Source organism: Caulobacter sp. S45 (genome assembly GCF_009765965.1).
Classification (GTDB): Bacteria; Pseudomonadota; Alphaproteobacteria; order Caulobacterales; family Caulobacteraceae; genus CAHJWH01.
Window position 1 is genome coordinate 2,433,244 of sequence record NZ_LMUL01000014.1, and the last position, 9,780, is coordinate 2,443,023.

The 9,780-nt window shown below is 68.2% G+C and carries 8 protein-coding genes; all 8 read right to left on the bottom strand.

Going from position 1 to position 9,780, the window contains the following annotated elements; all coding sequences use genetic code 11:
• The 8 genes from GSQ87_RS18405 to GSQ87_RS18440 all read right to left on the bottom strand — a co-directional run bounded on the left by GSQ87_RS18405 (position 1) and on the right by GSQ87_RS18440 (position 9,365).
• Complete coding sequence (locus GSQ87_RS18405; protein WP_158916944.1) at positions 1-933, bottom strand: 2-hydroxyacid dehydrogenase; 933 nt, start codon at positions 931-933, stop codon at positions 1-3.
• 17 nt (positions 934-950) lie between these two features.
• Complete coding sequence (locus tag GSQ87_RS18410) at positions 951-3,512, bottom strand: zinc-dependent metalloprotease (protein WP_158916946.1); 2,562 nt, start codon at positions 3,510-3,512, stop codon at positions 951-953.
• Positions 3,513-3,767: 255 nt separating this feature from the next.
• A complete protein-coding gene (locus GSQ87_RS18415) occupies positions 3,768-4,274 on the bottom strand; it encodes a DUF1993 family protein (RefSeq protein WP_158916948.1) in 507 nt (168 codons plus the stop codon).
• A gap of 116 nt (positions 4,275-4,390) precedes the next feature.
• Positions 4,391-5,569: an alpha/beta fold hydrolase gene (locus GSQ87_RS18420; RefSeq protein WP_158916950.1), complete on the bottom strand. Its 1,179-nt coding sequence runs from the start codon at positions 5,567-5,569 to the stop codon at positions 4,391-4,393.
• Positions 5,570-5,593: 24 nt separating this feature from the next.
• Positions 5,594-6,112, bottom strand: coding sequence for a VOC family protein (locus tag GSQ87_RS18425; RefSeq protein ID WP_158916952.1), 519 nt, complete (start codon positions 6,110-6,112; stop codon positions 5,594-5,596).
• Between the two features lie 40 nt (positions 6,113-6,152).
• Positions 6,153-6,809 (bottom strand): carbon monoxide dehydrogenase subunit G, encoded by a 657-nt coding sequence (locus GSQ87_RS18430; RefSeq protein WP_158916954.1) that lies wholly within the window; start codon positions 6,807-6,809, stop codon positions 6,153-6,155.
• Positions 6,810-6,821: 12 nt separating this feature from the next.
• Complete coding sequence (fahA, locus tag GSQ87_RS18435) at positions 6,822-8,120, bottom strand: fumarylacetoacetase (RefSeq protein ID WP_158916956.1); 1,299 nt, start codon at positions 8,118-8,120, stop codon at positions 6,822-6,824.
• A 45-nt stretch (positions 8,121-8,165) separates the two neighbouring features.
• Entirely contained in the window at positions 8,166-9,365 is a 1,200-nt protein-coding gene (locus GSQ87_RS18440; protein ID WP_216839384.1) for an FAD-dependent monooxygenase, read from the bottom strand.
• Between the last annotated feature and the right edge of the window lie 415 nt (positions 9,366-9,780).

Sequence of the window (9,780 nt, forward strand, 5' to 3'; positions counted from 1 at the left end):
CTAATCCTGGATCGGGGTCTTCAGCGGCTCGCCGGCGAAGAAGGCGGCGAGGTTGTCCTTCATCAACGCCATCATCGCCTGCACCGAGGCGAAGGTGGCGCCGGCGGTGTGGGGCGTCAGCACGGTGTTGGGGACGTCCGTCCAGCGCTCGGCCGGGGTGGGCTCCTTGACGAACACGTCCAGCGCGGCCCCACCGAGCCGACCGTCCTTCAGCGCCGCGATCAAGGCGTCCTCGTCCACCAGTTGGCCGCGCGCGACATTGACCAGCAGGCCGTCCGATCCCAGCGCCTCGATCACCTCGCGCGAGATCAGGCCGCGATTGGTCTCGTCCGCCCGGCAGGCCACGACCAGGATGTCGCTGTCGCGGGCCAGGGTGAGCAGGCTCTCCGCGCGGGGCCAAGCGGCGCCCGGCTTCTCGCGCGGGCCCCACCAGGCGACCGGCATCCGCATCACCTCGCAGCGGCGCGCCAGAGCCTCGCCGATGCCGCCGAGGCCGACGATCCCCACCCGCTTGCCGGCCAGGGAAGGCGTCAGGGTCTTGCCGGTCGGGAGCCATTCGCCCGCGCGCAGGAGCCGGTCGCCGTCGACGATCTTGCGCACGAAGCCGGTGATCAGGCCGATGGCGTGGTCGGCGACATCTTCGTGGTTGACGCCCGGCGCATGGGTGGCGGCCAGTCCGCGCGCCTTGGCCCAGGCGACGTCGATCCCGTCATAGCCGGCGGTGAAGCAGGCGATCAGGCCGATATTGGGCAGGCGCTCGATCAGGGCCTTGTCCAGGGCGAACTCGCCGGCGACCACCATGGCCCGCGCCTCCGCCATGTCTTCCGGCGAGGGGCGTTCCGAGTAATGGAGCACGCGGTAGTCGCCCTCCAGCTGGGATGACAGCCGCCCCAGGTGGGGCTGCATGATCATGATCGTCGGACGGCTGGCCATGGCGGGCGTTTATCCGTTCACTGCGAGAAGGACACGCTCTCGCAATACCAGCAGTCCTCGCCTTGGTCGCCGCCTTCGCCGATCGGCATGCCTGGCGGCGGCTCCAGTTGACGTCGCGTATCGGCGGCGGCGATGGCGGCCGCCCCGTCTCGGCTCGGGTTCAGGATCAGGTCGGCGTAGTAGCGGGCCTGGGCGATGTCGGCCGGATCGCCGGCCTTGGTCGCCGCCAGCCGCTGGCCGAGGCCAGTCAGCGTGGCCTTGAGTTCCGCCGCCACGGTGGGGTTCAGCGACTTCTCCTGTAGGGCGGCCGCGAGGCGGATGATGGTGCGGGCCTGGATGCGGCGGCGAAGCTCGCCCAGGCGGCCCGGACCGCCGGGCGCGTAGGCTGTGGCCACGGTCTTGTCGAGCAGCTCGGACAGCTGGAGTTGGGACGGATCGCGACCACCCTGGTCGGCCACCCGGTTCAGCCGGTCGGGGTCGAGCAGGTCGCCCAGCGTGATGTCCACCGCCGCGTCCGCCGCCGTGCCGAGGTCGAAACCCGGCGCGTGGGGATGGCCGAACACCTCCACGTCGAAGGCCTTGTCGCGCGGACTGTCGCGGCCCTGGGCCAGCAGGTCGATCAACGGGTCGGGCAGGTTCAGCAAGGACGGATCGAGGGTGGCCAGCAGCGCGTCCAACGCCCGGCGCTGGTCGGCCGGGGACACGACCTTCGAGCTTTCATGCGCGTCGCCCCGAACCGCGTAGGTGAAGTCGATCCCGCCCACCAGCTTGGAGGTCGCGTCCACCTCGTAGCGGTGGAACAGGTAGATCGGCACGATCACGCGGCGCAGGTCCGATACGGGCGCATCCTTGGGCAGGTTGGCGGTCCCGAACCGGTCCAGCGCGATCCGGCGCACCGCCAGCACGTGCTTCAGCCCCTCGACCGGGTCGGTCCCGTCGTCCCACAGCGAGCCGTTCGGGTGGGCTGAGCCGGTGGGGCGGCTGTCGTTGTCGCTGACATAGCGCAGGCCGTGGGCGTAGCCGTCGGTGACGATCTGGTCGAGCTGGCGGCGGCCCTCCTCGCCAGGTGCGACCGGGGTGTAGAGCCACTTGATGGCGAACTTGTCCCAGGTCCCGACGCCGACCTGGTAGGCGTCGGTGAAGTCGAGCTTGCCGTCGACGATCTTCACCCGTGGCGGCGGATAGTCCATCACCGAGGCGCGGTCGTCGAAGGTGCTGGCGGCGAAGTTGTGCTCCAGCCCGATGGCGTGGCCGGTCTCGTGTACGGACAGCTGGTGCAGGCGGGCGATGGAGATGCGGATCGGATCGTCCTGGCCGCCCGTGCCGGTCTTGTCGGCCCCGACCAGCCCCTCGAAGATCATCCGGTCCTGGCGCACCCGCAGCGAGCCCAGCAGCACCGATCCCTTGACGATCTCGCCGGTGCGCGGGTCGATGATGTTGGCGCCGTAGGACCAGCCGCGTGTCTGGCGGTGGACCCAGTTGATCACGTTGTAGCGGGCGTCCAGCGGGCTGACGCCCTCGGGCAGAACCTCGACCTTGAAGGCGTCGATGAAGCCGGCCGCGTCGAACGCCTGGCCCCACCAGCGCGCGCCCTCGACCAGGGCGGTGCGCACCGGCTCCGGCGCCGCGCGGTCGACGTAGAAGACGATGGGCTTCTTGACCGTGGAGCGGGCGGCCGTAGGGTCGGTCTTCTCTAGCCGGAAGCGGTGGGCCAGCCGCACGATGGTCGAGCCTTCCAGCGGCGTGCCGTAGTCGGCGATCAGTTCGCTGATCGCCCCGGTGCGCTGGTCGGCCTCGCGCGGGACGAAGCCGGGCGGCGGCAGCTTGATCAGCGAGTGGTGCTCGATCGCCGTCACGCTGCGTGGATCGGGGGCGATGCCGCGCACTTCGGGACCGGGATCGTCGCTGACGAAGGTCTGGTGGGCGTCGAACTCCAGGTTCTCCGGGAAGGCCTGCACGCCGGCCACGTCGGGATAGCTGAGCTCGGGCGAGACCTTGAAGCTGCCCTGCTTGGCCGCCTTCAGCATCTCGACCGAGCCGAAGGCGTCGCGGGTGAGGAAGCTGGAGACGTCCACCAGCAGCGTCCCGTCCGCGCCCTCCGCGACGATGGCGCCGGACCAGACGGTGGAGGGCGGGAAGGATTCCCGCACCGCCTGCACCTCGTCCGGGGCGCCGTCGCCGGCGCGGAAGTGGGTGTTCTGCAGCTCGGCGATCACCCGCTTGCCCTCGCGCTTGAAGGCGATCAGTTCGGTTCGGCTGGGATTGGAGCGGTCGATGCCGATGGGCGTCGAACCCAGGCCCGCGCGCATGTAGACTTGGTAGAGGAATTGGCCGCAGTCGCCGTCTTTGTCCGGGTTCAGGGCGATCAGCACCCGGCCGCCCCGCTTGTCGAGATAGACCGGCAGCAGGCCCTTGAGCGGCTGGAGGCCCTTGATCGCGTCGGCGAAGGACTTGCCGGGGGCGTCGGCGGTCTCGGTAGCGGCCTTGGCGGGCGGGGCGGCGAGGGCTTGGCCGCCAAGCGCCAGAAGCGCGGCTCCCGCCAACATCGCCGTTCGCACGCTGCTCGTCGCTCGCCCCATGGTGTCCCCCATTCCGATCAGGGGAGCAACCTAGCGGTTAAGCTGGACGACGGTCCAGCGGGGTGCGTGCTTCGAGACGCGCTTCTAAGAAGCGCTCCTCAGCATGACGAAGGTTGAGGCAGGTGTTTCCCTTTGGAACATTGCGACCGCCAGGCTCCCCAGCACGACGGGGATGGGGGATGAAGGCTCTACGCACCCGCCCACGCCCGTCATCCTGAGGAGCCCCGAAGGGGCGTCTCGAAGGACGCAGAAAGCCTAGCGGTTGCCGAGGAAGTCCGGCTTGCCGAGGTCCACGCCGTTATGGCGCAGGATCAGGTAGGTGGTGGTGACGTGGAAGTAGAAGTTGGGCATGGCGAAGTTCAGCAGCAGTTCGCGCCCGGTCATGACCAGATCGCCCGAGCGCAACTTGATCGTGAAGGACTTGTCCTGCGAGCCTTCCATGGCCGCCGCGTCCACGCTCTCGATAAAGGCGATGGTCTTGGCGATGCGCTCCTGCAGTTCGGCGAAGGTGGTCTCGGTGTCGGGGAAGCTGGGGACCTCGACGTCGCCGAGGCGCGCGACGCAACCCTTGGCGGCGTCGGTGGCGATGTGGATCTGACGGGTCAGGGGAAGCATGTCGGGCGCAAGCCGGTCGTTGATCAGCACCGAGGGTTCGATCTTGCGCGCTTCGGCGGAGGCTTCGGCCTTCTTCAGGATGGCCGACAGGTTGTTGAGCATCCGGACGAAGACCGGGGTGCTCGCTTCGTACATCGACAGGGACATGACGTTTCCGCACTGAAGGCCGCCGCCCGGATATCGGGCGGGCGGTTCGGAGCCGCTTGTCGCCGGGGGCAGGGCGGCGATCAAGCCCTCATAGCTGAGCTATCGCCGCTTTCAGCTCAGCTATCGAGCAGGCCCTTGCGCGCGCTCCAGTCCAGCACCGTGGCGATGCAGGTGGCCAGGTGCTCGGGCTGGCCCAGATAGTAGTGGGTGGCGCCCTTGATGCTGACGAATTCCTTGTCCGGGGTGGCCAGTGCGTCGCGGATCGCGGGGTTGTGAGTGGCGGGCACCGCGTCGTCGGCCTCGTTCTCGATCTGCAGCACCGGGGTGTGGAGGATGTGGGCGGCGTTGGCCGGACCCTTGGCGTTGGACAGGTCGTAGGACCACTGCGACAGCCAGGAGCGCAGGGTGGAGAAGCGCGCCAGACCGACCGGCCCGACGTTCACCGTGCGCGGATTGCCCATGTAGCACCAGTCGGGCTTGCGGCCGCTGGGGTCGATGGTGGGGTCCAGCCAGCGCACGTCGCACATGGTGCGATGGGTGACGAAGGCGCGCTCGATCTCGCCGTCCTGGCGGTGCTTCAGGGTTTCCAGCAGGTCCTGAGCCCAGGCGGTGATCTTGCGGTTGCGGGCGCGCTGGGCGTCGCGGAAGGCGGCCACGAAGTCGGACGTGAAAGGCGGCTTGTTGGGGCAGTCGGGGCTGTAGATGTCGAACTCGGGATTGCGCACGTCCGGGTTCAGCTCGTCGACGATGGAGGGGTCGAGCCACTCGGTCAGGGTCTCGGCGCGGCTGAGGTGGGCGGCGATGAAGATCACCCCGTCCGGCCGCTGGAGCCCGGCGGCGGTCAGGTCATAGGGGTCGCCGGCGGGCGTATGGGTGATGGTCGGATGCTCGGCCTGGGCGGTGTAGAACAGCGATAGCGAGCCGCCGCCGGACCAGCCGACCAGCACCACCTTCTTGTAGCCCATCTTCTCGCGGGCGTGGCGGATGTAGGCGCCCATGTCGAAGGCGACCTTCTCCATGATCAGGGCGCTGTCGTTCTTGGCGTAGCGGCTGCCGCAGCACAGCACGTGCAGCCCTGCGTCCGCCAGCGCCGCCGGCATCGGCAACAATTGGAGGGTGGATGTCGGGTGCATGAACAGGAACACCGTCTCCGCCGGCTTGCCCCTCGGCACGAAGTGCTGGCCTTCGAGCACGGTCAGACCCTGGCTTCCGGTGAAGCCGTAGGTCTCCGTCATCTTCAGGTTTTCGGAGAAGGTGATGATGACCGGCAGCCGGTCCCATTCATGCTTGGTCAAGACGGAGGCCTCGGGTCGAAAGGGTTAGTGTGCGACGAGCTGCGCCTTGGTGCGGGTCCAGTCGGCGAGCTGGGCGTGGGCTTCGGCGGCGGCGTGCTCGACGAAGCCGGGCTCCTCGGTGCGGGTGGTGATCTCCACCCGCAGGCCGTTGGGGTCGAAGAAGTAGATCGACTGGACGAAGTCGTGGTCCACCAGACCTCTGACCTCGACGCCGGCGGCCTCCAGGTTGGTCTTGTGCTTCAGCACGTCCTCGACCGCATTCACCTCCAGGGCCAGATGCTGGACCCAGTCCGGGGTGTTGGGCGAGGGCGCGGGCTTCTCGCCGGTGCCAAGGTCGAAGAAGGCCACGTAGGACCCGTCGCCCATCTGGAAGAAGATGTGGGCGTAGGGCCGCTTCTCGCCCGAGCTCGGCACCGCGTCGGACCGCATGCAGTGGACCAGCGGCAGGCCGAGCAGGTCCTCGTAGAAGTGGCGGGTCTCCTCCGCATCCCGGCAGGGATAGGCGAAGTGGTAGAGACCGTTGATCTTCGGCTGGTCCGACATGGCGCGCGTTCCCGTATCGATATATCTCATTGTAGCATGTTCAACGGCGTTTGGCGTCCGCGCGTGCAGTGCTGCGGCCGATGAAATAGCCGATCCAGATGGTGATCGAGGCCGCCAGCACCCCGCCGGCCGCCATCCAGCCCGGCTCCATCCACCAGTCGGCGGCGACTTCGCGGGTCTTCGCCGGCGCGCCGCTCTTGGCGGAGGCGCTGGATGAGCTCGACGCGCCGGAGCTCGCCGACGCCTCGGGCGCAGCGCCGCCACCGACATTGGCGCTGAACTTGTTGAAGAAGTCGTCGGCCATCTTCTTGGCCGAGCCCTCGATCAGGCGCGAGCCGATCTGGGCCAGCTTGCCGCTGACGTCGGCCTTGACGTTGTAGGTCAGGCGGGTGTCGTCGCCCTCGCTGGTCAGCTTCACCGTGGCCACGCCCTTGGCGAAGCCGGCGCCCGCGCCATTGCCCTCGCCGGTCAAGGTGTAGCCGTTGGGCGGGTCGAGGTCGCTGAGCGTGACCTTGCCGCCGAACTTGGCCTTCACCGGGCCGAGCTTGGCCACGACTTTGGCGACGAACTCGGTCTCGGAAGTCTTGTCGAGCGACTCGCAGCCCTCGATGGACTGGCGCAGCACGTCGGCGTCGTTGAGGGCGGCCCACACCTTCTCGCGGGACGCCGTGATCAGTCTCTCGCCGGTCATTTCCATGGTCGGTTTTCCTTACGCATCCAAGGCTGGCAGCAGGACCGCGCGGCACTCGCCGAAGCCGATCTGGACGAAGCCGTCGCGCCGGCAGACGCCACGGAATATCACCTCGTCCCCATCTTCCAGGAACTTGCGCGTCTGTCCCGACGGCAGGGTCAGGGGCTCGGCTCCGCCGCGGGTCAGTTCGAGCAGGCTCCCGCAACCGTCCCGGCCCTTGCCGGAGATGGTGCCCGTTCCGAACAGATCGCCGGGATTAAGGTTGCACCCGCCGCTGGCGTGGTGGGCCACGAGCTGGGCCAGGGTCCAGTACAGGTCGGTGGCGTTGCTGCCCGACAGCCGCTCGGGCGCGCCGCCCTTGGGGGCCAGCAGCACCTCCAGCGCGATGTCGACCGCACCCTCGGCCTGGTCGGCGGCGTCGGTCAGGTAGGATAGGGGCGCGGGATCGCCCTCGGGTCGCGCGGCCTGGGCCAGGCGGAAGGGCGCCAGCGCCTCGGCGGTGACGATCCAGGGCGAGACGGTGGTGGTGAAGTTCTTGGCCAGGAACGGCCCCAGCGGCTGGTATTCCCAGGCCTGGATGTCGCGGGCCGACCAGTCATTGAGCAGGCACATGCCGACGATATGCCGGCCGGCCTCGGCGATGGGGATCGGCTGGCCCAGCGCATTGCCCGGGCCGACCCAGACGCCCAGCTCCAGCTCGTAGTCGAGGTTGCGCGCGGGGCCGAAGGTCGGGACCGTCTCGGTCGCCAGCTTGCGCTGGCCGCTGGGCCGGCGGACCGGCTCGCCGGAGGGGCGCACGGACGAGGCGCGGCCGTGATAGCCGATCGGCACATACTTGTAGTTCGGCAACAACGGGTTGTCGGGGCGGAACAGGCTGCCGGCGTTCATGGCGTGCTGGATGCCGGCGTAGAAGTCGGTGTAGTCGCCGATGGCGGCGGGCAGGTGCAGGACGCAGGCGCTGGCCGCGTGCAGCAGCGGCTCGACCTTGGCGCGTTCGGGGGCGTTGTCCTCGAACAGCTCGCTCAGCCGCAGGCGCAGCGCCCGGCGCGGGCCGGAGGCTAGCGCCATCAGCGGGTTCAGCACGGGTCCCGAAGCGGCCCTGGCGGCGATCAGGGCGTCGCCGGTGAACAGGCCGACTCCGACTGCTGCGTTCAAGTCCAGGATGCTGTCGCCGATGGCGACGCCGCCGCGCGGGGCCTCGCCGGCCGGGCTGAACACGCCGAAGGGCAGGTTCTGGATCGGGAAGTCGTCATGCCCGTTGGCCGAGGCGACCCAGCTTTTCAGGGCGGGGTCGTGGCTGCGATCGAGGCTGGTCATTGATCTTGTCTCTCGAGTTGCGGTCGCGGGTTCACCTTAGACCGTTTAGTCGATCGACACGCTGGTGGCGTCGTAGCGGAACAGCCAATCGTAGCGCTGCTCGACCTTGGTCTCCTCGAACTCGCGGGTGACATAGGCCTCCGCCTCGGCGGTGTTGGACAGCACGTGGTTGTGGAAGCGCTTGGCGTTTTCGGCCGAGCCGCGCACGATCTTGCCGGTGCGCTCGATACGCGCCCGCTCGTAATGCTGCAGCGCCGTCTCGACGTCGTCATAGGCGTCCATGCAGCGGCCGAGGATGAAGCCGTCCTCGATCGCCATCACCGCGCCCTGGGCCAGGAAGGGTAGGGTGGGATGGCAGGCGTCGCCGATCAGGGTGATGCGGCCGACCGACCACTGGTCCATCGGGTCGCGGCCCAGCAGCGCCCATTTATAGGGCTGGTCGAGATGGCTGATGACGGTCTGGATGTCCTGGTGCCAGCCGGCGAAGTCGGCGGCGCATTCCTCGTTGGTGCCGCGCTCGGTCCAGGATTCGACCTGCCAGTCGCTGCGCTCGACCACGGCGACGAAGTTGAACAACTCGCCCCGGCGCAGCAGGTAGTGGACGATGTGGCCGCCGGGGCCGACCCAGTTGGCCCCCACAGGGCGGCGCAGGTTCTCGGGCAGCTTTTCGGCCGGCACCAGACCGCGCCAGGCGACGCAGCCGGTGAACGCGGGCTTGCTCGATCCGAACAGGGCTTGGCGGATGGTCGAGTGCACCCCGTCCGCGCCGATCAGGGCGTCGCCGGTGGTGGTGGTCCCGTCGGCGAAGGTCAGGGTTACGGACGTTCCGTCCTGGACCGAGCTGACCGCCTTGGCGTTCAGGTGAATGGCGTCGGGCTTAACCGCGCGGATGGCGTCCACCAGGATGCCGTGCAGGTCGGCGCGATGGATCATGAAATAGGGGAAGCCGTAGCGCTCGATCGACACCACGCCGAGATCGAACAGCTTCCAGGTCTCGCCGGTGTTCCACAGCCGGATTTCCTTGCCGGCCGGCTCCATGAAGGTGGCGCGAATCTGCTTTTCCAGGCCGAGTTCGAACAGCACCCGCGCGCCGTTGGCGCTGATCTGGAAACCCGCGCCGATCTCGCCGAGATGGGGGGCCTGTTCGTAGATGTCCACGTCGAAGCCACGCCGCAGCAGCGACAAGCCGGCCACTAGCCCGCCGATGCCGGCGCCCGCGATCAATACCCGTGCTTTGCCGCTCACGATCCGCTCCCCGAATTTTATCGTTGGTCGCATCGGGCGCGCCGAGACCGGACGCCCGCACTGAGCTGGGCCGCAGGTCGAGAGATCAAGCCACGCCCAATCGATCGGCCAGCGGAGGGCAGCCTGGATCGATACCTAGACTCTGATTGTGCATTGTCAAGTCGGATTTGTTATAAACGAAAGTCGCGACTTCACTGCGGTTGATCCGACCCCGGATTGGGTTAGACGCCTGGATTTAGCATGCATATGATGTGGAAGGGGAAACGGCCGACCGCCGTTCATAAAGGGGACGCGGCCTATGGCGAGGCGAGCGGAGGCGTCGACAGCTGCTGACAAGGCGGACGCGCCTGTCCCCCCCAAACTCGCCCGCGAGGATTCCCAGCGCTCGATCCAATCGGTCGAATTCGGCTTCAGG

Coding starts and splice junctions, on each gene's coding strand:
- fahA (WP_158916956.1), bottom strand. CDS start 8,120: ATGACCAGCCTCGATCGCAGCCACGACCCCGCCCTGAAAAGCTGGGTC.
- GSQ87_RS18415 (WP_158916948.1), bottom strand. CDS start 4,274: ATGTCCCTGTCGATGTACGAAGCGAGCACCCCGGTCTTCGTCCGGATG.
- GSQ87_RS18410 (WP_158916946.1), bottom strand. CDS start 3,512: ATGGGGCGAGCGACGAGCAGCGTGCGAACGGCGATGTTGGCGGGAGCC.
- GSQ87_RS18430 (WP_158916954.1), bottom strand. CDS start 6,809: ATGGAAATGACCGGCGAGAGACTGATCACGGCGTCCCGCGAGAAGGTG.
- GSQ87_RS18425 (WP_158916952.1), bottom strand. CDS start 6,112: ATGTCGGACCAGCCGAAGATCAACGGTCTCTACCACTTCGCCTATCCC.
- GSQ87_RS18405 (WP_158916944.1), bottom strand. CDS start 933: ATGGCCAGCCGTCCGACGATCATGATCATGCAGCCCCACCTGGGGCGG.